This window comes from Acidobacteriota bacterium (genome assembly GCA_040756905.1).
Classification (GTDB): Bacteria; Acidobacteriota; Aminicenantia; order JBFLYD01; family JBFLYD01; genus JBFLYD01.
The window spans coordinates 43,181-66,187 of the sequence record JBFLYD010000057.1; the positions used below are offsets into that span (position 1 = coordinate 43,181).

A 23,007-nucleotide genomic window follows, 5' to 3' on the forward strand; every position below is an offset into this window, starting at 1 on the left:
CTCTTTTTATTGATATGTATGAAGGCTCTCCTGTGCTGAAGGAAGAACATTAACTCCCAGATATGTGATTATCACTGCTACAAAACCAGCAATGGCAAAATAGGCAGATCTCTTTCCCCTCCAGCCTTTAACAAACCTTAAGTGCAAATAGATAAGATAGACAAGCCATGTTATAAGAGACCAGTTTTCTTTAGGATCCCATCCCCAGTAATCTCCCCAAGCTTCTTTAGCCCATACCCCTCCAAGGAGAAGACCAAGGGAAAGAAAAATGAAGCCAAAATTTATTATCTTGTATGTGTAAGATTCAAAATCGAGAAATTCCTGTTCCAACCAATGTCCTTTTGGAAGTTTCTTCTTATCAGGAAATTTTAAATAAAGAATAGCTGTTACGAAAGAAAGAAACAATGCTGCATACGCAATAAAATAAATTATAACATGAGGGATAAACCAGAAACTTTGAAGGGCTGCCGGCAAATTTATTCTATCAACATCAACTTTAAATATAGCATATATCAGAGAAATCACTGAAAAAAGTGAAGCAAATATTCCTATAATCCTTAGCTTTGTAATAAGTTCAATGATTAAGTATATAAAAGCCACTGTCCAGGTGAAGAAGACTAAAGTCTCATACAATGTTCTTATGGGTGGCTGTTTATATGTAGCCCAGCTGAATACAATTAGAGCTGTGTTAAAGGCAAAAGCAATAAATATAGAAAGAGTCGGAAAATACTTGGGAATCCATTTTCTTTTTAGAAATAAAAAAAGATAAACCAAAAAAGAAATCAAGTAAAATAAAAACGACAATTTAAAAAATAAATGCATCCTTGAGAATACAAGTAAAGTCATTCAATCCTCCTCGTGGTGCTGTTCCATAAATATCTTAACAAACAAATAATTTCTCATAAAGCACACTGAAGGGGTATGGGGAAGAGACTTCCCCATGTCTGGGGGTGCTCAGCGGAGCATCTAAGAAGATCTTTCTCCCATAGGGAAAGGTCATGGCACAATAAAATAACAAAAACAATTTTGAGTGCCATGACACTAGTTTTTACTCCTCGATTACTTCAGGCAATAATATTCTTCTCTTTATGAAAAATATATGTAAAAGCCCAAGAAATAACATCACAAACCCAAGCCACACTACATTTACTCCAGGATCTTTAACAATCTGAATTCCAGAATATTCCGGGTTTTTGGGATCATAATTAGACTGATAAAATTCATACCCTTCAAATTTTAAAGGATGATTAACTTCTACCTCTGTTGATTTCATTTCTTTATCATTTTTATAAACCTTTAATGTGCTCACATAATCTTTAATTTCATCAGATTTTCTTTCAAAAGAAATTGCAAATTTTCCATTTTCAAGAAAAATTGGTTCAGGATTGTTGCCTACAAGAAGATATTGTTCTTTGTTATCTCCTGAATAAACGCCAATTAACACAGCTGGGTTTAAAGGGTTACTAGATTTACTTCTATATATTTCTTTCCTTTCAGCTTCTGGATAAACATCAAGGAAACTTATTTTTGAGCCATCAATTTCAATCTTTTCTTCTGGTTTCATTGGAATTGAAACATTTTTTTCCCTTCCAAATCTTAATATCTCCTTTGTTTTTCCTAAAAAAACAAGATGTGTTTTTACTCCTCTTTTATGTTCTAAATACTTATATCTAAGATTAAGACGATTGTTGAATAAACTCTGTCTTTCAAACCCTCCTACCTTTGCAAATATCCATATTCTATTAGTCTCTTTAGCCTTTGAATCCTCAATCTCAATTCTCAAAGCGGGGTTCTTTGGTTCATCAGAAAGAGATAGAGCCTGTTTCCTTTCAGCGTCATAAGTAAAATCAGGGTAGAATCCCAGGATCCTTATGATAAAATCTCCATATTTATATTCTTTTCCATTTTCTACATAAATTTCCTCTTTCATACTATTCTGGCTTATTTCAAGAAGATTTTTCCCTGCCTGTTCTTCATATGAAAGATTCCTCAAAAATTCATCATCTTTTTCCCATAAAAAGTGAATCGCAAAATTGCTGCTTAAATCAAAATAACTTTTGTCCTCATTTAGAAAAATCCACTTTTCATTTATTGTTCCATTTTTTTCAACAGAAAACTTAAGAACAGGGTTTAAAGGTTTCTCTGACTTTTTCGAGATTATTTCAATTCTTTCAAAATCAGGGTAATAATCAAGTATTTTAAAAGAATGAAATGAACCCGGTATCTTATTTAGTGTCCTTTCCTCGGGCTTGTATGAGATGGCTAATTTGTAAGTATCTTTTCCAGGCTTATGTTTGTAAAGTAACACTCTGTATTCAGGATTATATTCCTCAATCCTGAATTTAACTAATTCCACTTCAAATCCAAGGTTTACGAATTTGTTAGTTTTTACCCCTCTTTCAACTATGTTTATTTTATTCTTTGTCTCTCCAATAAACATATCCATGTAACCTTTAACTCCCCAAATGTGACCGATCAAAGCTCCTAAAAGAATTACAATGATTCCAAAATGATTAAGATAAAACCCTAGTTCCTTCCAGTTTAGTTTCTTTTTCGTTACTGTGCAGAAAAATAAAGAAAATGAAAGTATTATCAGAAAGAAATTAAACCACCAGTTTCTATAAATTGTATCCAGAAAAAAAAGGATGGCAATTTTCGAAAAAAAATTACCCAAGTATTTCTGGTAAAATTCAAAAGGCTGATCCTGAACTAAAAAAGTTCCTAAAATTGTAAAAAAGGTTATTAACATAAACAAAGATATCGCAAATTTTACAGATTTTAAGTAGGTGAATATTTCATCTCTCATAAAATAAAAAAATGTCAATAAAGGAAAAAAAACGAAACCAAATATTACCAATATGATTGTCCTGTTCTGAATTGTCTGGATGTAGGATTTATAAATTATCTGACATAGATTCACGAATAATGCAAGAATCAACAAGATTAAAAAGCTCTCTTTAAAAGTGACCCTTCTCATTCAATCTCCTTTTTAAATTTAAAACAGCTCTGTATATTCAAGATCAAAAAGCTCACAGATTCCTTCTCTCACACACTTTCCCTTATAAAGATAAACACCCCTTGCTAAGCACTTTTCTTTTCTCAAAGCTTCATCGATATTCATATCAGCAATGGCTTCCACATAAGGACAAAGCACATTGGAAAGCCCAATAGAAGCTGTTCTGCTCACAACTGATGGAATGTTTGGAACACAATAATGAATCTTTTCATCGTAAGTATAAATCGGGTCTTCTATCGTGGTAGGTCTTGAAGATTCAATACATCCTCCCTGGTCTATCGAGATATCAATTATTACAGCTCCGGGCTTCATACTCTTTATCATCTCTTTAGTGACAACTTTAGGAGCTCTCTCTCCAGGAATTAAAATTGACCCGATCAAAACATCAGCGTACTGAATGTATTTTGAAATGTTGTAGGGATTTGCAAGAGCAGTAATCACAGTTTTTGATGTTGACTCCTCTAATTGCTTTAGCTTATTTAAATCCTTGTCCAAAACTATAACATGAGCACCTAAATCAAGACAAGCCCTTGCAGCACTTTTCCCCACAACTCCACAACCAATAATCATTACTGTTGCAGGAGGAACAGAAGTTATACCTCCTAAAAGAAGTCCTTTTCCTCCCCTGTCACTCTGAAGGTAATGCCCTGCAATGATGGGAACCATCGCTCCTGCAATTTCTGACATCAAAACAAGGCAGGGAAGCGTTCCTCTATCATCCTGAATTATCTCATATCCAATTGCGATAACTTTCTTATTTAACAATTCTTCTACTAAACTCCTCTTTGCAACAGCCATGTGATGAAAAGCAAAAATTACCTGATTCTCTCTGAGTCTTTTTACCTGATTTTCACTAAGGGAGGAAATTTTTAATATTATATCTGACCTTACTATTGCCTCATCTTCACTGTATACCTTATGGGCTCCTACTTTTGAAAACTCCTCATCATGATATCCAGCTCCTTCCCCAGCTCCTGCTTGAAAAAATACTGTGTGGCCGTCTTCAATTAAGGATTGAATGGAAGAGGGAGTTAATGGAATTCTTTTTTCCCTTCTCTCCGACTCTCTTAAAATACCTATATTCATTTATTATTCCTTTTAGAATTAAAGAAATATTTGACATAGTTTTTTAATATACAATATTGGGGAATAAATTTCAAATAAACTTAAAATTAATAGGCAGGCAAAAATTAATTTTTGAGTATTCCTTGGGCTGCAAGTATTCCTGAGGCAGCTGATCCAACAATTCCCCTGCTTAAACCTGCTCCATCTCCAGCCACATAAATGCCTGAAAGGGAAGTCTGCAAATTTTTATCAGTAATTACTCTCAACCCATGAAACTTAATTTCAGTAGCATAAATAAGGGTGCTATTATCAGCCACTCCGGGAATCAACCTATCTAAAATCTCAAGACCTTCAAGGATGTCCTTTACAAAACGATAGGGCATTGCCATTGCAATATCACCAGGTGTAACATCCTTTAAAGTTGGAAGTACATAACTTTTCTCCAGCCTTCCCCATGTGCTTCTCCTTCCAACTCTTAAATCACCAAGCCTCTGGAGTATTGGCTTATGGCCTCCAATGGTTGTAGCCTGGAGTGCAATACTTTCACCGTAAAGGTTTGTGTTTTCAAGGGGCTCGGTCAGTTTAACTTTAATCAAAAAAGCAAAATTTGTATTGGAGCTTCTGAAATCCTTCCTCGAATGACCATTTACCAGACAGAAATTATCAAAAACTTCTTTCACCACATATCCATAGGGAGAAACACAGAAGGTTCTTACAAAATCATCATAGGCTGGAGTTCTTATATGAACTTTAGGATCCCAGTTTACTCCACATATTTCTTCCATTATTATCGCAGGAACCTCAACCCGAACTCCTATATCAATGGGATTGTAAATATAATTCATGTTTTTTCCCTTTACAATTCCTTCGAGCCACCTGGCTCCACTTCTTCCAGGTGCAAGCAATATCTTGTCAAATTTATATTTATCTTTATCTATAAATATTTCTCCCTGGTTAAGGTCGTTGACCTCTGAATTGCACAGAAATTCAACGCCCCTTTTCTTTAAATCTTTAGATATTTCCTTGATAAAATAAGGAAGATGGTCTGAACCAACATGAGCCTGTCTTACAGGAAGATACTTCATTCCTGAATGAGCTGCTTGAGTCTCTAAAGCTTTAACCTTTTCTTCATCCATTTCTTTTGCTTTGATGTCGTAAAAGGAGAAGATTTCTTCAACTTTCTTGACAAGGTTTTCAATTTCTTTAAGATTAATTAAATCAGTTAAATTATTTCCTATCTCTGGAGAAAAATTAAGTTTACCGTCAGAAAAAAGCCCTGCTCCACCAACTCCAAAAAGAATGTTAGAAGAGCTTTTGATTCTCTCTTCTGCATCCGGACCTTTATCGATTATAGTTACATCTACTTTTTCTGATAGCTCATATGCAGCAAAGAGTCCAGCTGGACCTGCTCCCACTATTCCTATTTTCATGAGTATTAAATAATGACCCAAAATCCTTCATCTGTCAATAAAATCAAGTAAGTGGATTTTCCCTTCCAAGAACTTCCTGATAATATTCAGGGCCAGTTGAAATCAAAGAATTTACATAATGATAGTATGCAATCTCAGGAGAAGAATACTTTTCAATATATTCTTTTGTAAAATACTTCTTATCATAATTAGGCTTTGTAATAAAATATCCAAGAATAATTAAGAATATTATTAAAAAGATAATAATTAAAATCAGTCTTCCAGCTTTCATCTTCTCTCTTAAAAATATTAAATACTAATACAAACGCAATATATAATTTGTAGGGCAACCCTTTAGAGCCTGCCCCGAACTTGATTCGGGGGTTGCTTAATGCAAGGCTAAAGCCTTGCCCTACATGTAAAAATATTTTGTGCGTTTGTATTAGTGTGCTGTCCCATAAATATCTTTATAAATAAACAATTTCTCATAAAGCACACTGAAGGGATATGGGGAAGGAACTTCCCCGAACATAGAGGGGTGTCGGAATACATATTCCACACCCTCCTACATGCACCATTCTGGTGCATGGAAATAGATGATTTAAATTTAAATAAAGACCTTTTACACACTGCCCTTAAGGGCAGTGCTAGGAGCCTTTCGGATAAAAGAGAAAAGATTAATTCTTCTGACATTTCAGTTCTCCGAAAGGCTCCTATGAGCTGCTCAGAGAAGCGTCTAAGGAGATCTTTCTCCCATAGGGAAAGTGTCATGTCACAAAAGAATAAAGAAAGATATTTAAGTGACACGACACTAGCGTCCTATAGTTATAATAATTACAGGTATCTGAGCTTTTTTAATGCTGAAATTTTTATTTTTTCAGATAAGTAGTAGAAAATTGGGATGAAAAGAAGGATAAATACTGTTGAGGAAATAAGGCCTCCTGTAATGGACAAGGCCAGAGTGGACCAGATGTTTCTCTTCTGTTCAACCTGAAAGACAACAATCACAAAAGGAAGCATTCCCAGAATTGTAGTTGTTGTGGCAATGAAAATGGGCCTTATTCTTTCTGATGCACCTTTAACAATTGCTTCAACAAAATCAAAGCCATTGGTCCTTTTATGATTTATACTATCAACCATCAATATAGCATTATTGACAACTATTCCTCCCATGAGTATCAAGCCTATATAAGCTGATGAATCAAATGGAAAATCTGCTACTATAAAAGCTATAAACACTCCAATCAATGCAAGGGGAACGGATAAAAGCACTACAAATGGCTGGACTATTGATTCAAAAAGAGATGCAAGAATCATAAATATAAGCAACAGCGAAATTATTATTGCAAATTCTATCTTTTTCTCCTCCTCAAGGGTAATTCTCCAAAGCTCCTCCAATGTGGCAGAAAATCCAGATGGAAGAGTTAAATTGTTAAAGATTGCTTTCTGATATCTTTCTCCAGCTTTATAAGGGCCTCGATAGTCCCACATGACTATTTGTTGAAATCTCTGATCTTCTCTCTCTATATCTCCTTCAATCGGAATCTCCTCTAAATCCGCTATCTCATTCAGCCTTAAAAGTTCTCCTTTGGTTGTTCTTAGCACAATATTTTTCAATTTTTCGATGTCCATATCCTCAGCTTCTTTTATCTTCACTGAAAAAAGAATCTCCTTCCCATCCAATTTTAAAGATCTCCTGCTGCCAGTTCTCCCTGGGATTGCTGAAGATATGAACTGCGATAGCTCGGATGGAGAAATTTTATATTTATTTAAATTATCTCTGTTTATCTTAAAAGCCACTTCATAGTAATCAAGGCCTGACCAGTACCATCTCGAGGAGACAATTTTTGTCTCTTTAATTCGAGGGCTCTTGAGTAATGTCTTTTCCACCTGGGAGGTGATATCCTTCAATTTTTTGAAATTATATCCATAAAACTTTATTCTAAAAGGAAGATAAGAGCCTCCATAAAGTCCACTGTAATAGCTCTGGGGGTCAAAACCATAAACTGAGATCCCTATTCCAGCGAAATTCGTTGCAAGATTGATTAGTTCTTCTTTAAGAACATATGGAATAAATGAACGCTCTACCTGGGAAGGGAAGGTAATCCTGATAAACGCTCTTTCTGGAAATACATATGTATTCACTTCTTTTCTGTATTGTTTCTCCAATACCTTATTCTCAAATTGTTTTATCACTTCATCAGTTTTTTCAATCGGAGTTCCTGGAGGCATTGTAACATGGACATTAAGAGTATCTTTTATGTACCACTGAAAAAAAGTTCCAAACGATACTTCTTTCCTGAACCATTTAAAAGTTAAATAAAAAATTGCAGCAATTAACAGGATAAAAATTAAAGATCTTTTCAGGGAGAATTTAACAAATTTTTCATAAAATTGAGTGATTTTCCATCCTTTTTTATCTATTTTTTTAATTGAGAATTTTAAACTTAGAGATGGAATCAGAGAAAAAGCGATGAAAAAAGATGAAATCAATGAAAATGAGATAACAAATGCAAGGGGAAGATAATAAATTCTAAGCCTTCCCTGAAAATATGGAAATGCAAAAAATACTGCGATTGTTGTAAGGGTTGCTGCAAGGACTGCTTTAAGTACCACCTTACTTCCGAGTAATGCAGATTCCTTAGTCGCCAGGCCCTCTTCCCTTTTCCTGTAAATACTCTCAAAGACAACAACAGAATTATCCACAAACATGCCAAATCCAAGGGCAAGCCCTGATAAAGTCAGGAGATTTAATGGAATTTTAAAGAAATATATAAGATTCATAGTAAGAAAAACTGAAAAGATTATCGAGGATAAAATTAAAATTGATGGCAAAATTCTTCCGATGAATATGTAAAGCAATATAAATATTATTGAAATAATAAGTGCAATTAAAAAATAAAGATTTTGAAGCCTTTTCTTTATTTCTTTGCTCTCATCTTCCACAAAACGAAATGTCAAGTCCTTAGGTACTTGTTTCTGAATCTCGATGAGTTTTTCTTTTACTCTTTTTGCAACTCTTAAAGTGCTCTCGCCTGGCTCCTTTAATATCTCAATCTCTACTGTTGGCTCTCCATTTATTCTTCTTATAGATTGAACATCTTCAAAACTCTGTTCAACTTTTGCAATGTTTCCTAATCTTATAGGAATGCCCTGGAAATATTTAACAACAGTGTTCTTTAAATCTTTAATTTCTCGAATTGACTGGGATACCTTGAAAACATATTCTTTATCCTCTTTTTTTATTTTTCCTGCAGGAAATATTTTGTTGTTCTGAATCAAGTTGGAAATAATCTCCTGGGGATACATGTTATAAAAATCAAGTTTTTCTTTCTCCACTATAATTTTGATTTCAGGTTGGGAGCCTCCTCTAATTAAAACGTCTGAGACTCCTTTGATGGAGCGAATAGGAATTTTTATTCTTTCCTCAGCAATCTGTCTTAGCTCATGAAGAGTGTAATCTCCTGAAATGGTGAAAGATAAAAAAGGCTTTATTTCAAACTCTTTTGGAATATAAGGAATGATTCTTGGTGAATATGCTCCTGCTGGAATATTTTCGATGAAGGAAGCAATCTTTTCTCCTAACTCCACAGAAGCAAAATCCATGTTGGTTTTTTCATTGAATTCAAGGACAATCTGGGACCTTCCGATGGAGGAAGTGCTGGTAATTTTCCTTACTCCTCTCACAGTGGAAGATATTTCTTCAAGGGGAGACGTGATGGAGGTCTGGACATTTTCAGGAGGTGCTCCTGGGTAGAGAGTTTCAATTGTAATTCTGGGATAATCCTCCTTAGGAGCTAATTCCACGGGAATGTTTATCGTTGAATATATGCCAAGAACAATAACTGCAAGAAAAAACATCGAAGTTGTAACTGGATGCTCAACAAAAAATTTCATTTTCCAAATTCTATAATGAAAAAAGAAATTCTACAAGTATTCTTAAAATATTCCACCACCCTATTAAAATCCCCAATGGAACAAAAACAAGCGCAATAAAAAAAGTAATCATTGAAACCTTCCATGAAAAATATAATCCCAACCCATAGCCAACAACAATAACAACAATAGAAACTGCGTATTTAAAAACATTCTTCATTTTATTAATATCATCTATTTTTCATTTAATGATTTAATTCTATTACCTAAATAAATTTTTCTCAACCTCATTTAATTTAATACAAACGCATTTAATTCTGATGCATTCCTGTCCCCTCACCCCTCCCTCTCCCCTGAGGGGAGGATTGAGGTGAGGGGGAAAACGAGTAAGATGTAGCAAATATTAGTGCGTTTGTATTAAATAGAATCTTATGAAATTTTCTTGTGATTAATTATTAAGTAGGGTAAAATTTGAGGTCAAATAAATTATAATTTAAATTAAAAAAGGAGGCGTGAGATGGCAACCTATATTATTCTGAGTAAAATTTCTCCTGAAGCATTCAGAGATCCCAAAGATTTTAAGAAATTAGCAGCTGATGTATCTTCAAAAATTAAGAGTGAATGCCCTGGAGTTGTCTGGAAGGATAGCTACGCAACCACAGGACGGTTCGATATAGTTGATATTGTAGAATCTGATGATCCAAAGCAAGTAATGAGAGCAGCCATGATTATTCGAGCCTATGGACATTCCACTACTGAGACATTATCTGCAACCCCATGGAAAGAATTCCTCGAAATACTTTAGGCATATTCCTATTAAAGGTTTTTCAATATAGTTCCTTAACCTCTTTTTCTTTCTCAATACCATGTTCAAATCTTTATCTTTATGTCTAAATCAATGAAATTGAGGGGAATTTTCTTAGGCGAATAAGCTTTTGGAGGAATCTTTATTCCTATAAATAATTTTTCACCTCTTCTAAAAGTAAATCAAAACTACCCGATTTTTCCTGAAGTGTTTTACCAGAGACACTTTCATTAATTAAAAAAAAGCTCAATATAATAAAAACAATTGCAAGAAATAATTTAACTTTCCTCATTAAAACCTCCAACTTTCTTTTAATTATATTTTAACAAAAAATGTTATAGATTAGTATGAGTCTATGCTTCTCTTCTGAGCTCATCTCTTAATTTCCTGTTTTAGCCTCCAGTAATCCTCAGTAAAATTTCTGAAATCCTTTGTTTTATTTATCTTATTTCAATTTGGTATCTTACAATCTCTGGGAAATTTTCTTCTTCAGCAAAATATATTCCCCCTTCATTATCAATTGCATCGGCATATCCTTTTACATCTATTGTTCCTTTGTAACTATAATTTTCAAATATATCCATCTTATATTTGTTTTTTTCTTTTTCCTTACATTCCTTTGTAACAAAAATTAAATTTTTATATGGAATAACTTTAGGATTATCAAAAATTATTCCAATTCCTTTTTTCCATTCAGTTTAATATTAATCCTTTATTCCAAATAAACTAATAACCTTTTTTGTTATCTCATAAGATTTATTAGCTTTGAATAGGAGTTCTTTAGCGATGATTTCTGTACATAATTCTGAAGTGGATTGCCAGCCTTTTTCAGTTTCTCTACTGTAAGTAGACCAGGCGTGCCATGGTGCTGCCTCTTTTACATATTTAGCGAGCTCATTAATTTCTTTATAAAATAAATCCGCTTTTCCCGTTGTTTTTGTCTTTAGTCTTTTAATAACCTTTAAAAGCTGATCACTGGGATTGTGACTCCAGATGGGTTCTTCGAAATACGAAATAATAGACTTAGCACAAAGTTCGATTGTTAGCTGAGAATTTTGAACAACTACAACATGGTCTTTAAGAGCAATATTCCTCTCAGCTCTTCTAAGGCATTCCTCCGCTTCCTTAATCCTCCTTCTTACTTCTTCTATATTGGTCATTTGAGCTTTATTTCTATGGAAGTCCCAGGTTTAAGAAATGGAATTGTCCACACCTTATAATTTCCTCTTTTCTCTTCAACCAAACCTGCATCCAGAGCAGTTTGAATAATCTCTTTAAAAAGCTCTTTAACATTGCCCTTATCAAAAATAATAATACCCTCTGAAACAAGTCTTAATACATACCAATTGGAAATCTCCCTCAGGCTTTTCAAAGAATACACCATAACTGTAACATCTCTTCCAAAACCCTTTAAAACCTCAAAAATTTCATTATACCAGTATTGATCTGTATCTGATTTTTTTTCTTTCACTATCACAAAAATATCGATATCGCTTCTATTGGTAAAATTCTTTCCTCTCGCTAAAGAGCCAAAGACTCCAATAGCCTCAGCTTTTTCAAGAGTTTTACCCAAAGAAAGAATCTTTAGTTTAATTTCATTTAATAAATTTTTGATTTCTTTCATTGCCTTAATTTTATTGGCTCTATATTTTAAGGTCAAGAAAAATGGGAAGAATGTAATTTCTGAATAATTAATGAATTCTTAGGATTTTGCGGATAATCTTAACAAATGGGTCAGACTGGATAAAGTAAAAATTGTAAGAGGAATCAATCATTGAAAGCATTGTACCTTCTGGTAATTTAATGGAGCTGAGAAATTGACCTTTGTTGTTAAAAAAATCAATATAGTTTTCCTAAAAAGGCTTCTTTTCGTTTCCCCTAACAAAACTGACAGAATTTATTATCATTCCATCTTTAAACGGAAAACATGGTCCTGAAATATCCTTAGGTCGCATAGTTATTCTTCTTCCCTCAGCAAATATTCTAAATTCAGGAGATTTAAGACTAACATTCCTTATAATCTTTCTTAAAGTCTTTCCATTTAAATCATATTCTCTAATCTCATATTTTTCAGGAAGACTGAGATAAATTTTATCTTTAGAAAGCTTAAATGCTCCTCCCATAGAGAACCCAACTCCTGGTGGTATTTTTGGCCCATAGTAGTATTCATCAGGAAATTTTTTCAAAAATTTCCCATCCTTTGAATAATATTCAGCAGTAATACCAGGCTGACCCCTAACAAATATATTCACAAACATTGTTCCATGTCTTAGGAATTCGATTTCATGGAAAGATTTATCCAACCTCATTGTATTTACAAACTTTCCATCTGGATTGAAATAATGAATCAAACGTCCACCATCTAAAACTGCCAAATTACCCTCTTGTGTAATTTTTATCCCCATAGAGTATTGAAATTCTCCTGGCCCCTGACCTTTTCTTCCAGCCTGCCAGAGGAATTTTCCATTCTTATCAAACTTCAAAACTCTGTGATTCTGATGGTCTAACAGATATATATTTTGTGAAGGATCGACATCAATTGAAACCTCACGTCCAAACATTAAATAATCTTCTCCTTCTTCCACTCCAAGAGATAATGTTTCTTCGAATTTTATTTTTTCTTCAATCTTCTTTCCCCATAATCCATCCCCTTCATTTTCTATGATTGTAATTTCTCCCTCTTTAAAGACCTTTCCCTTCCATTTTTCTTTACCTAAAGAAGAACTCATTGATGCAATTCCAAGAACCAGTGTCAATAAAATAATTTTCTTGACTTTATCTTTCATCCCTTCTCCTTTTCCTTATTATTATATATTCTCATCTATTTTCTGACAAAAATTCAAAAAAATAAGTTCAATTTGTGTTTTTATTTTTTTATATCTTTTCATTTATTATAATTTTATATCTTACTATTTGAGAAAAGTAAGGCAATGGAAATAAATACTAAAATCAAACCAAAATTAAAAATTAAAGTTTTTTTCATTGCCTTAATTTTATTGGCTCTTTATTTTTTGTCTTTTCTCTTTTCTAATATCTCATATATTACTGGGATTAGGATTATTGTGAGGATTGTGGCAACTGTTAATCCTCCGATAAAGGCGATTGCTAAGGGCTGCTGGAGTTCAGAACCCGCTCCTAATCCAATCGCAGTAGGAAGAACTCCAAACACATCAGTAATTGTGTTCATTACAACGGGTCTTACTTTTACCTCCGATGCCTTTAAAATAGCACTTCTTGGGGAAAGTCCATTCTTTCTAAGATAATTCATATAATCTACCTTAACAATTGCGTCATTAACAACAACTCCTGCCATTACAATTGTTCCAATCACTGCCATCACATTTATCGATTGATTTGTTATAAATAATCCTAATATTACACCCACAAGCCCCATCGGGATTGTTAAAACAATGATAAAAGGGTGAAATAAGGATTCAAACTGGGACGCGAGAATCATGAAAACAAGAATGGATGCGAGTAGAAATGCCATCTGCAGGCTTTTAAACGACTTACTCGCCTCCTCCCTTTCTCCCCCAATTACTACTCTATACCCAGAGGGAAGTCCAATTCTTCTTATTTCCCTTTCAATTTCAGGAATGACTTTTGAGAGTTTTTCTCCTGAAAGATTTGCTTTCAAAATCAGCTCTCTCTGTTGATTTTCTCTTCTTATCTCATCAGGCCCTTGAATTATTTCATAATAGACTAAATCTCTTAAAGGAATTAAATTTCCCTTAAATGCAGCCTGCTGATTCATCAATGTTTCAATTCTTTCCCTGTATTCAGGGTCAAACCTCACAACCACATCGATTTTTTTATCAAATTCTTTAAATTGTGTGGCATCCTTTCCTCTTACAGAATTTACAAGATAATTTCCCAATTCTGCCGGAGAAATCCCAAACTTTTGAAGGGAAGAATAATTCATCTTAACAAGAATCTCAGGTTTTCCTTCTCCAATGTTTGTATTCAGATCAGTTATTCCTCTCACATTTTCCATGTTATTCATCAGCTCCTGAGAAATCCCTTTTAATTTATCGAGGTCATCTCCGAATATTTTAAGTTGAATCCCTGTTCCAGCAAATTGAAGAAATTCTGTCATCACAGATTCTTCTTCCCTTATTGAATAACTTATCTGAGGATATTTTTTTAGAATATCTCGAACAAAAGAAAGGACCTCAGGAAGCTCGTGATAACTTTTTGTCTTTCCAACCAGCTTTCCTGAATTGATTGAAACATCATACCTCAGGCTCTCTGCTCCTCCTATGATGCCAACCTGGGAAAAAACAAACTCCATCGATTCATTCTCAAGAATATCCTTCTCAATCCTTGAGAAAATCTCCTGGGTTTCCTCAAAAGAAAATTGAACAGGCGTTCTAATTTCCACCTCAAAATATGATGTTTTTGGCCTCGGCATAAGCTCCCTTTTCAGGTTTATTCCTATAAAAAAAGTAAGGGCTAAGATTAAAGCCATTACCAACAATACTTTTCCTTTATTATCAAGACTCCATTCGAGAAATCTGTGGTAAACAGAATAAAATTTACTGTAGCCAGAGTTAAACACTCGGAAGCCAAAATTAAAAAATGGTCTAAGGATTTTTGTAATAAGTTTCCATATAAATTGGATTGCCTGAAAGATGCTTGATAATATAAAATCAAACACAAAAGATATTATTTTCTTAATCAGTGATATAAAAGCTCTGAAAAATTTCCTCTCTTTTTTTTCTTCCTTTTTTTCTATGATTCCAATTTCTTTTATTTTAACCTCACGGGAAGTGAGCATCGGAAGAAGCATCAGTGCAACAAATAACGAAGCAAGAAGGGAGAATGTAACAGTCAACGATTGATCTCTAAAAAGCTGACCTGCAACTCCATGAACATAAACAACAGGGAAAAATACAGCAATTGTTGTAAAAATAGCTGCAACAATTGCCATCGCAACTTCTTTTGTCCCATAATAAGATGCATCTTCAGCACCCATTCCTTCTACCTTTCGTCGATAAATGCTTTCAACTACCACAATAGAGTTTTCAACAAACATTCCTATTCCAAGCGCAAGCCCTCCAAGAGACATTATGTTCAATGTAATATTTCTGAAATACATAAGGTTAAAAGTTGAAATCACTGCTATGGGAATTGCTACTGCAATTATTATTGAGTCCTTGAAATTCTGGAGGAAAAAGACAAGGACAAAGAAAACTAACAAAGCTCCTATTAGAATTGATTGGGTTAAAGATGAAACTGAATCCTCAATAAGCTTTGAATCCTGCTGGATTACTTCCAAATCTGTTCCAGGGTTTTCCTTTTTAATTTCTGCAAGAACTTGCCTGATTTCTTTTGTAACTTTTACTGTGTTTGCCTGAGCTTCTTTGAACAGAAGGACTCCGAGACATTCTGCTCCATTCAATCTAACAACTCCTTCTCTTTCCTTTATCGATTCATAAGTCCTTGAGATGTCACCAAGGCGAATCAGCCCACCTTCTTCTGTCCTTTTCAGAGGAATACTTTCTATATCTTTTACCGATTCAAGTTCTCCTTTGACCCGGAAGGCATACTTGAATCTTCCTTTTTTTATAAATCCTCCCTGAAGACTTGCATTGAAAGCATCTATTTTTGATGCAACTTCTGAAATATCTAATTTATAAAGTTCCAAAAGCTTGGGATCAATATCAACGTAAATCTCTCTCTCAACACCTCCTGAAATTTCAGCTTCTGCAACTCCATAAATCTGCTCTAATCTTGGCTTTAGCATTTCAACGGCAAAAGAATTCAATTCTACAATTGATGTAGTTTTTGAACCTGAAAGAGCCAATGTCATTATCGGTCTGCTCTGGGGGTCATACTGAATTATCGTTGGCCTTCCAGCATCCTGGGGCAAAAAATACCTTGCACTGTCCAATTTTTCCCTTGTATGAAGGAGTGCAAAATCCATATCTGTTCCCCATGCAAATTCCAGTGTAATTACCGAAAGCCCTTCTTTCGAAACAGATTCAATGTTTTTTATTCCAGGAATTGTGTTGAGCATTGCCTCAAGGGGAGCTGTGATAAAGCTTTCTATCTCCTCTGGTGCTGCCCCCCTGTATGTTGTTCTTACTGTTAGCTTTGGATATCTTATATCAGGAAGAAGGTCAACGCTAAGTTCTCGAAGGGATACAAACCCAAAAAGAATTATTGCAAGGAAAATCATCGAAACTGTAACAGGTCGCTTTATTGAAAATCCTATCAACCCTTTCATGTTGATTAGCCTTTAACTTTTAGCCATTAGTCTTTCAGTTCTTAGTTCTTTACTCCATCCTTAATTCTGAATCTTTTTTCTAATTTATTTTTAATTGTTAATTTTTTATCTTCTTTCCGAGTACTGTTTACAGTTCATTGTTTACTGATTATTTTATAATTTTTACTTTCGAATCATGCGCTAAAGTGAAATGTCCTTCAACAATTACTTTTTCTCCTGCTGTGACTCCATTTAAAACTTCTACATATTCCTCATTCTCTAAACCTGAATCTATGTATCTCCATTTAGCAAGCTCTCCTTCCACAACAAAACAGAGCCTTCTTCCTCCTCTTACAAGAACAGCTTCCTGAGGGATGATCAATCTCTCTTTATAAATCTCTGAATCAATGAAGACCTCACAGTGCATTCCAGATTTAATTCTTTCTTCAGGATTGGCAATGCTTATAAATACCTTACAGGTTTTATCCTCTGGGTTGACAAGGGGACTTATGCTTTTAACCTTTCCCCTGAAAAATTTGGAAGGATAGGCAGAGAATTTCATCAAAGCTTCTCTCCCAGGAAAAACTTTTCCTATTTCGCTTTCAAGTATCTTTGCCTCTATTTCTACTGAATCTAAATCCACAATCGTGAAAAGCTCCCTCCCAGTCTCACAATTCTCCTTCTCTGAAACTTTTATATCTGTGATAATCCCTGGAAAAGGTGAGATGATCTTGGTTCTATCCAAGTCAATTTTAGCTCTTTTATACTCAATCTCAGCTTGTGTCAATTGAGTGCTTGCAGCAAGGATATCTTCCCTTTTCTCACCTGCTTCAATCAATGAGATTTCGTATTCTCTTTTTGCCTCTTCAACCTGTTTCTCAGAGGCTTTTCCATTTCTAAATAGACTAAGAATTTCTTCAAATTTCTTTCTGTTATCTTCAATTTTTCTTCTCTCTTCTTCGGTCATTTGAGTTTCCTTTACAGCATATTGATTCTGAATGTAAAACTGGCTCAATCGATTTAGTCTCGTTGCCTCTGTTTCTTCTAATTTTAGCCTGTATTCTCTGTCATCAAACTCTAATAATAGATCTCCCTCTTTTACATTGAACCCTTCTGCTACATAAATCTTTTTAACGATCCCCCTTATCTCAGATTTCATTTTCACATTCCTTCTTGCAACTACCTCTCCTACAGTCTTTAGCCTCATTATCAAATCCCCATATTTTGCATCGATTACTCTCACAGGAAGAGGTGCTTCTTCTTTTTTACTCATAGGGGCTGAAGAAGAAACTGAGGTTGAACCTGAGGATGTAACTCCTTCCTTATTCTCCTCTGATGAGGTTTTTTTAAAATAAAGATAGGACCCAACCATCAATAATACAAGGATTACAATACCAGTTAAAACTCTCAATATATCTTTACTCTTCATTTCACCCACCAAATTTCCTGAAAATATTATCACTAAATTCTTTTAGTTGCAAGATTTTTTTCGAATTCAGAGAGCTTTTTTCCTATCTCTCCTCTTCGAGTTTTAAATCTTTCTTCTAAATTCTCTATAAATTCATAAGTTCCAGAAAGTTATGTGTTTCTATAAGTTTTTGCATGAGATTTTTCTTTCTTATATTTTTAAAAATATCTCAAATTCTTATTGTTTTGAGCTTTTATTTAAGAAAACAATGATAATTCCTGGAATGAGTATTAATAGATCTCTTGTGATTAATAAAAATCCGCTTATTTTAGATTCATATGGATTAACTGAAAAACATCCACAGTTAATATCAATACCTCGAATGGTATTTATTAGAATTGCTATGATAAAAATAATCAGAAGAGATGAGAGTATGAGAGCTGAATATCTTACAAGAATTCCTAAAATTAGAAGTATTCCAGATATAAGCTCTATCCATGGGAGTATGATTGCTGTTATCCCAATTAGATAATCAGGAAGTATTTTGTAGTTATAGATTATTTCTGCAAATTCCAAAGGATATGCAATTTTTCCAATGCTTGCATAGATAAATATTCCACCAAGGATAATCTGAGAGAAGGTCTGAATTGGAGAGGAACTTAAAAGGGTTAATATTTTATTCTTCATAGTCATTTTCATACAAATTTTTTTAATGTACTCACATTTGTAATTAAATACTTAATTTTTATTTCCACAAATTAATTTATAAAACTCTATTTAATGAATTTTCAGTTTGAATTCTAAAATGATTGATTTTTAAATATCACTATTCATCTTTATAAACAGTATGATATTCTATTTTAATTTATATTCTATGGGGAAAATTATTATCTCCTATTTCTCAATAAACATAATATTTTGAAGATGGCGGCCAATTTTTTATTTTAAATTTTTTTATAAGAATATTTCCAGTCTCATCATCTTCATATATTGTATATATAAATTCACCTTTTATGACTTTAGGTACAAATTCCGGAGATAATTGAGATGTTCGATAAATATATCTGCCTTGAGAGTCAAAGATATCGCAAAAATATAAATCTTTAGAAACCCCCTCTCGAACAACCCAAATCCAACCGAAGTCATCAATCAATATCCATGAAATAAAGGGTTTAAAGGGAGGAAGTGTATAGTCTTTCCGCCAGGTTGGAGGTATTTTTTCTATGTTTTTAAGATGCTCCCTTTTCTCTTCCTCTGAATAAGGTATTGGAGATACCTCACAATTTACCTCTACATTTAGGTCTTTGTCATCGGTAATAAAAAATTTATATTCATTCTTGCGTCCATATACGAGCATCCCTTTATCACTTCGAAACATCAGATAATCACTTCTCAGATCCAATCTTCTAAAAGAAGAATACTCTTTTATTATTTTATTATTCTTGATTTTGGCGATTCTTCTGGCTTCCCCCTTCTCATCCCATATCGCTGACTCAGCAAAAATATTTTCTTTACTGTCAATATAAAAAACGCCAGTATAAGGTAGAATTTTAATACTTTTCAAATAAGTACCTTGAAGATCGAATTTATCTATTCTATCGTGGTTAATAAAAAGCACATAAATAAAATCTTTGACAATTTGTATTCCAAAAGGTTCTTCAGGAAATTCCCCAGGGCCCTGCCCTATTCTTCCTATTGTGTTTACATGTCTTCCCGAATGGCTAAAAACTTTGATTTGACAATTTTTGCTATCCAGAATATAAATGTTTCCCCTATTATCTAAAGCAATGTGATTTACTCTTTCAAATATGTAATTTTCGTCTTCCTGATGCCCAAGTGTAAACTGGTCTTCTAAATCCAGCCTAAACTTATCTATTACTGGTCGAGAGGGATTATATACAATCATTGTATTCCCTCTCAACATTTTGGAGCCTTTCCATTGAAGTTTGTTTTGGCTTTTTTTACATGAAGCAATAGAAAAAATTAAGATTAATATTATTAAACTTTTTTCTAGTGTTTTACTTTCTTTTCTCATAGAATTCATACTTTTATTAATTTAATACTTTTTCAGATCTTTATCAACATTACTCTCATGGAGGGTTTAGCAGGAGGTTTTTGAACCCCTCCTGCTAAACCTTTTTAGAGAAGTCTTAGTTGACAAGCTCGCCACAACTTGCTTGACCACCACTCGCACAGTAACACGAACACGCCCCCTTATCAGCATCGCACCTACAAGAAGTATCACTACAAGAACACCTGCATGATCCGCTACCGCAGGAAGCGTAATCTGAGTAAAGATAAGGTGTGATTAGAGTAAGAAAAACAACGAGAGTCAAAACAACTGCTAATGCAAATACAGCCACTCTCACTTTCATTATTAATCACCTCCTTTTTTAAAGACTATTCAACCACCCGCGGAGGCTTTTAAATAGAACCCCGTCTTTATAAAAATTTTTAAAAATTAACTGTAGAAGACGAGTTTGATCTTGTTAAGATCCTATATAGCTACAGCCTGACAACTCGTACCGGTTCCATCATCACACCAACACGCACAATTTCCATTTTCCCACATTATGCATGTGCATTCAGAAGCTTGAGGAGTACTCCTACAATAACACTGGCAGGGCCCAGTTACACATATAACCGATATTTGTGAATAAATATAAGGTGTGATTAGAATAAGAAGAAGCGTTAAGGTCAGAGCCACTACTAAAGAGAGTACCACGTCTCTTCGTTTCATTATATATTCACCTCCTTTTATTGAGACTGTTCAATAATTTGCAATTGATTGTAAGTGAATGTTTTCCACCCTTTTTGTTTACCGCAAATTTGATTTTGAGGATATATCATTTAAACCATTGATTTTAATTACTTTCCAATTTGCATTAGTTCTGTTTTCAATTCAACACCTCATAAAAATCCTCTTTTATTTTCTTATTAGAAATAATACAATTGGTGAAAGGATTTGTTCCTAAAATCTTTGTAGATCCTAAAGAAAATATTTTAAAAAGCCCTATTTCTTTTTTACCTCCGTTTTCAGAATAATAACAATGATATACCTTCTCTTTGTTCCCTTCTCTGTTGTATTGATATATATAGGGAGCTCCTAAGGCTATTAAAATATTTCCATTTTCATCAACTCTGATATCATGCGTTATAGCAATTATATTGGATACAATTTGTTTTTTGTGATCAGCGATAGGAATTGCTGCTTTTTTCATTATTCTACCTATCTCAGGACCTTTTATTTCTCTTTCAAATATCAATTTTTCGTTTTTGTCATACTTTCTGAATTTTGGAATTGCCTCAAAAGTAATGTAGACATTATCCTCTTGATCTATATCAAGATAAGTCCTTTTGTTAAAAACTATTTTAATTAGGTCATCTTTGTATTTCGCATCAACGTTTCCAAAATTTCTCAAAACCTCTCCTTTTTTATTGAAGACAGAGATAATCGTGTTATTTTTGAGATCTGCATTACCAGTAACATAGATTTCTCCTTTAGAATTCACCTTAATAGAACGAGGCCGAAATTGCACATTGAATCCTCCAAGGTATTGTCCTTTTGAAGAGAAATATTGAATTCTTCTGTTCCCTGAGTCAGCAACAAAAACCGTTCCATTTTTATCGAGACAAAAATCTTGGGTGTTATAGAGTTCTCCTTTTCCTTGGCCTATCTCTCCAATTTTGTGACTATAATTATAATTTGATTTAAAGACCTTTATACATTGTTCTTCTCTTTCTAAAATATAATAATTTCCTTCTTTATCTACTTCTATGCCAACTGGAAATTTTATATATTTCTCAATACCGGGAAACAATGTCTTAAACATCAAGGGCTCTCTCTCAGAAATAGCTTTTTGTCCATCGATTTGAATAACAAAACCAAAGGACAATAATGCTATTGCAAATATCCTTAAAAATATCTTCACCTTATGCATTTTATAGTCCTCTTAATTGATTTATAGATTTTATAAATCCCCGATCATCTATCCAAATTAAAATAGGCATATCAAATGTAATATCTTCTCTTAAAAGATAAATTGACGAATCTAATTTGTATCGTTTCTTTAATTCAGAAAGCTCTTTCAATAAAAAATTTCTCGAAAAAATACTCATGATTCTCTTGTTTTCTCCCTGTTCATCTTCGAATCTTTTTATGATACTAAAATACTTTTCTTTGTTGCATGGAGTACAATCTGTGGCAAAGAATAAAATGCATTTATCTTTAATATCATGCAGTAAATATTTTTCTTTTCTTGAAATATCCCAAACAGTTAAATCTGGGATTTTTTCTCCAATTTTAAAAGATCTTGTTTCTTTCATAGATTTGGACAAAAATTTTTCCACTAATAACTTCATTAACTTTTCTTCTATTAAATACAATTCAACAAATCTAACAATATTTTCTCCATCCAAAAGCAAAGTTAGGGCTTGTTGAGAATCTACCTCAAATTTTTTATGAAGTGATTTATCCTTATCATACACTATAGGAATTGATATATCGCTAAGGTCAGGACTTATCTTCCATAAGTTGATATTTTTTAAAAAAATACCAAAGACTATGAAATTTTCCTCTTGGTATTTATGATAAAGTGTGTCAGCATATTTCAATGGACCTAAATTGGCTTTGGGACTAAAAAACATAAATAATTTAGTTTTTCTTAATAAGGAGAAGCTTGAAAAAACCTGACCTTTATTATCTTTAAAAGAATAATTCTGCATTTTATATCCATAATGAAGTTTAAAGGGCTTAGAAATATTTTCATTATGTCTTCTATATTTCAAAATGTAGTAAATTGCTCCTATATTAAAGAGAACAATAATTATGACCGTGAACAAGAAAAGTTTCGATTTTGTTATCTTGAATAGAATTCCAGAATAACTTTTCGCTTTCATGATTATTCCTTTTCCTTAATCTTTTCATAGAAATTAAGCAAATCTTATGCCAAAATTGATTATCTTTATTTATCAATAAGTTAGAGATTTTAAAAAATATTGAAATTATTCTTAATTATCAGTTTTGATAATTTAAAACCTGATCTTTTCTTTGATTTTATTGGATTCTTTTGGAGTGTAAACTGTAAACTGAGTGTAAACTATTGAATAGGAGATTTCTACAATTTATTGAATTTATTGGATTAATTTAAAATGTCTGGAGTATGTTTTGAATTTAATTTACCTTTGAAATTTTACTTTTTATTGATACTGTTGAATTTC

General features: G+C 33.3%; 20 protein-coding genes. 1 reads left to right on the forward strand and 19 read right to left on the reverse strand.

Annotated elements, in window-relative coordinates:
• Positions 1–6 precede the first annotated feature (6 nt).
• The 7 genes from ccsB to AB1410_09975 all read right to left on the reverse strand — a co-directional run bounded on the left by ccsB (position 7) and on the right by AB1410_09975 (position 9,586).
• On the reverse strand, positions 7–846 hold the full coding sequence (gene ccsB, locus AB1410_09945; protein ID MEW6457017.1) for a c-type cytochrome biogenesis protein CcsB: 840 nt from the start codon (positions 844–846) through the stop codon (positions 7–9).
• A gap of 202 nt (positions 847–1,048) precedes the next feature.
• The gene (locus tag AB1410_09950) at positions 1,049–2,977 is read right to left on the reverse strand and encodes a cytochrome c biogenesis protein ResB (GenBank protein ID MEW6457018.1); all 1,929 of its coding nucleotides are present in this window, start codon (positions 2,975–2,977) and stop codon (positions 1,049–1,051) included.
• A gap of 18 nt (positions 2,978–2,995) precedes the next feature.
• The gene (locus AB1410_09955; protein MEW6457019.1) at positions 2,996–4,102 is read right to left on the reverse strand and encodes an alanine dehydrogenase; all 1,107 of its coding nucleotides are present in this window, start codon (positions 4,100–4,102) and stop codon (positions 2,996–2,998) included.
• A gap of 104 nt (positions 4,103–4,206) precedes the next feature.
• Positions 4,207–5,532 (reverse strand): FAD-dependent protein, encoded by a 1,326-nt coding sequence (locus AB1410_09960; GenBank protein MEW6457020.1) that lies wholly within the window; start codon positions 5,530–5,532, stop codon positions 4,207–4,209.
• 22 nt (positions 5,533–5,554) lie between these two features.
• Complete coding sequence (locus AB1410_09965) at positions 5,555–5,782, reverse strand: hypothetical protein (GenBank protein MEW6457021.1); 228 nt, start codon at positions 5,780–5,782, stop codon at positions 5,555–5,557.
• A gap of 542 nt (positions 5,783–6,324) precedes the next feature.
• A complete protein-coding gene (locus AB1410_09970) occupies positions 6,325–9,387 on the reverse strand; it encodes an efflux RND transporter permease subunit (GenBank protein ID MEW6457022.1) in 3,063 nt (1,020 codons plus the stop codon).
• Between the two features lie 10 nt (positions 9,388–9,397).
• Positions 9,398–9,586: a hypothetical protein gene (locus tag AB1410_09975; protein MEW6457023.1), complete on the reverse strand. Its 189-nt coding sequence runs from the start codon at positions 9,584–9,586 to the stop codon at positions 9,398–9,400.
• A 297-nt stretch (positions 9,587–9,883) separates the two neighbouring features.
• On the opposite strand from AB1410_09975, the gene AB1410_09980 reads away from it, so the two are divergent.
• Positions 9,884–10,171, forward strand: a complete 288-nt coding sequence (locus AB1410_09980) for a GYD domain-containing protein (GenBank protein ID MEW6457024.1) — start codon at positions 9,884–9,886, stop codon at positions 10,169–10,171.
• A 148-nt stretch (positions 10,172–10,319) separates the two neighbouring features.
• Here the strand turns inward: AB1410_09980 and AB1410_09985 are convergent, their stop codons facing one another.
• The 12 genes from AB1410_09985 to AB1410_10040 all read right to left on the reverse strand — a co-directional run bounded on the left by AB1410_09985 (position 10,320) and on the right by AB1410_10040 (position 22,686).
• On the reverse strand, positions 10,320–10,463 hold the full coding sequence (locus AB1410_09985; GenBank protein MEW6457025.1) for a hypothetical protein: 144 nt from the start codon (positions 10,461–10,463) through the stop codon (positions 10,320–10,322).
• A 148-nt stretch (positions 10,464–10,611) separates the two neighbouring features.
• Positions 10,612–10,755 (reverse strand): hypothetical protein, encoded by a 144-nt coding sequence (locus tag AB1410_09990; GenBank protein MEW6457026.1) that lies wholly within the window; start codon positions 10,753–10,755, stop codon positions 10,612–10,614.
• Positions 10,756–10,875: 120 nt separating this feature from the next.
• Positions 10,876–11,331 carry a HEPN domain-containing protein gene (locus tag AB1410_09995; protein ID MEW6457027.1) on the reverse strand — a complete coding sequence of 152 codons (456 nt, stop codon included), beginning with the start codon at positions 11,329–11,331 and terminating at the stop codon, positions 10,876–10,878.
• On the reverse strand, positions 11,328–11,795 hold the full coding sequence (locus tag AB1410_10000; GenBank protein ID MEW6457028.1) for a nucleotidyltransferase domain-containing protein: 468 nt from the start codon (positions 11,793–11,795) through the stop codon (positions 11,328–11,330). Before AB1410_10000 ends, AB1410_09995 begins: the two co-directional genes overlap by 4 nt.
• 229 nt (positions 11,796–12,024) lie before the next feature.
• Complete coding sequence (locus AB1410_10005) at positions 12,025–12,957, reverse strand: 6-bladed beta-propeller (protein MEW6457029.1); 933 nt, start codon at positions 12,955–12,957, stop codon at positions 12,025–12,027.
• A 218-nt stretch (positions 12,958–13,175) separates the two neighbouring features.
• The gene (locus tag AB1410_10010; GenBank protein MEW6457030.1) at positions 13,176–16,400 is read right to left on the reverse strand and encodes an efflux RND transporter permease subunit; all 3,225 of its coding nucleotides are present in this window, start codon (positions 16,398–16,400) and stop codon (positions 13,176–13,178) included.
• 148 nt (positions 16,401–16,548) lie between these two features.
• A complete protein-coding gene (locus tag AB1410_10015) occupies positions 16,549–17,808 on the reverse strand; it encodes an efflux RND transporter periplasmic adaptor subunit (protein ID MEW6457031.1) in 1,260 nt (419 codons plus the stop codon).
• Positions 17,809–18,024: 216 nt separating this feature from the next.
• A complete protein-coding gene (locus tag AB1410_10020; protein MEW6457032.1) occupies positions 18,025–18,474 on the reverse strand; it encodes a MauE/DoxX family redox-associated membrane protein in 450 nt (149 codons plus the stop codon).
• A 214-nt stretch (positions 18,475–18,688) separates the two neighbouring features.
• The gene (locus AB1410_10025) at positions 18,689–19,693 is read right to left on the reverse strand and encodes a 6-bladed beta-propeller (protein ID MEW6457033.1); all 1,005 of its coding nucleotides are present in this window, start codon (positions 19,691–19,693) and stop codon (positions 18,689–18,691) included.
• A 591-nt stretch (positions 19,694–20,284) separates the two neighbouring features.
• Entirely contained in the window at positions 20,285–20,527 is a 243-nt protein-coding gene (locus tag AB1410_10030; GenBank protein MEW6457034.1) for a hypothetical protein, read from the reverse strand.
• A 157-nt stretch (positions 20,528–20,684) separates the two neighbouring features.
• Positions 20,685–21,728, reverse strand: a complete 1,044-nt coding sequence (locus AB1410_10035) for an NHL repeat-containing protein (protein ID MEW6457035.1) — start codon at positions 21,726–21,728, stop codon at positions 20,685–20,687.
• A gap of 1 nt (position 21,729) precedes the next feature.
• The gene (locus AB1410_10040; protein MEW6457036.1) at positions 21,730–22,686 is read right to left on the reverse strand and encodes a hypothetical protein; all 957 of its coding nucleotides are present in this window, start codon (positions 22,684–22,686) and stop codon (positions 21,730–21,732) included.
• Between the last annotated feature and the right edge of the window lie 321 nt (positions 22,687–23,007).

What these genes read in the sequence shown, in the direction of transcription:
- AB1410_09985 (MEW6457025.1), bottom strand. Translation starts at nt 10,463, where the DNA reads ATGAGGAAAGTTAAATTATTTCTTGCAATTGTTTTTATTATATTGAGC.
- AB1410_10040 (MEW6457036.1), bottom strand. Translation starts at nt 22,686, where the DNA reads ATGAAAGCGAAAAGTTATTCTGGAATTCTATTCAAGATAACAAAATCG.
- AB1410_09995 (MEW6457027.1), bottom strand. Translation starts at nt 11,331, where the DNA reads ATGACCAATATAGAAGAAGTAAGAAGGAGGATTAAGGAAGCGGAGGAA.
- AB1410_10035 (MEW6457035.1), bottom strand. Translation starts at nt 21,728, where the DNA reads ATGCATAAGGTGAAGATATTTTTAAGGATATTTGCAATAGCATTATTG.
- AB1410_10005 (MEW6457029.1), bottom strand. Translation starts at nt 12,957, where the DNA reads ATGAAAGATAAAGTCAAGAAAATTATTTTATTGACACTGGTTCTTGGA.
- AB1410_10010 (MEW6457030.1), bottom strand. Translation starts at nt 16,400, where the DNA reads ATGAAAGGGTTGATAGGATTTTCAATAAAGCGACCTGTTACAGTTTCG.
- AB1410_09955 (MEW6457019.1), bottom strand. Translation starts at nt 4,102, where the DNA reads ATGAATATAGGTATTTTAAGAGAGTCGGAGAGAAGGGAAAAAAGAATT.
- AB1410_09950 (MEW6457018.1), bottom strand. Translation starts at nt 2,977, where the DNA reads ATGAGAAGGGTCACTTTTAAAGAGAGCTTTTTAATCTTGTTGATTCTT.
- AB1410_10020 (MEW6457032.1), bottom strand. Translation starts at nt 18,474, where the DNA reads ATGAAGAATAAAATATTAACCCTTTTAAGTTCCTCTCCAATTCAGACC.
- ccsB (MEW6457017.1), bottom strand. Translation starts at nt 846, where the DNA reads ATGACTTTACTTGTATTCTCAAGGATGCATTTATTTTTTAAATTGTCG.
- AB1410_09980 (MEW6457024.1), top strand. Translation starts at nt 9,884, where the DNA reads ATGGCAACCTATATTATTCTGAGTAAAATTTCTCCTGAAGCATTCAGA.
- AB1410_09965 (MEW6457021.1), bottom strand. Translation starts at nt 5,782, where the DNA reads ATGAAAGCTGGAAGACTGATTTTAATTATTATCTTTTTAATAATATTC.
- AB1410_10015 (MEW6457031.1), bottom strand. Translation starts at nt 17,808, where the DNA reads ATGAAGAGTAAAGATATATTGAGAGTTTTAACTGGTATTGTAATCCTT.
- AB1410_10030 (MEW6457034.1), bottom strand. Translation starts at nt 20,527, where the DNA reads ATGAAACGAAGAGACGTGGTACTCTCTTTAGTAGTGGCTCTGACCTTA.
- AB1410_09970 (MEW6457022.1), bottom strand. Translation starts at nt 9,387, where the DNA reads ATGAAATTTTTTGTTGAGCATCCAGTTACAACTTCGATGTTTTTTCTT.
- AB1410_09990 (MEW6457026.1), bottom strand. Translation starts at nt 10,755, where the DNA reads ATGGATATATTTGAAAATTATAGTTACAAAGGAACAATAGATGTAAAA.
- AB1410_10025 (MEW6457033.1), bottom strand. Translation starts at nt 19,693, where the DNA reads ATGATTGTATATAATCCCTCTCGACCAGTAATAGATAAGTTTAGGCTG.
- AB1410_09975 (MEW6457023.1), bottom strand. Translation starts at nt 9,586, where the DNA reads ATGAAGAATGTTTTTAAATACGCAGTTTCTATTGTTGTTATTGTTGTT.
- AB1410_10000 (MEW6457028.1), bottom strand. Translation starts at nt 11,795, where the DNA reads ATGAAAGAAATCAAAAATTTATTAAATGAAATTAAACTAAAGATTCTT.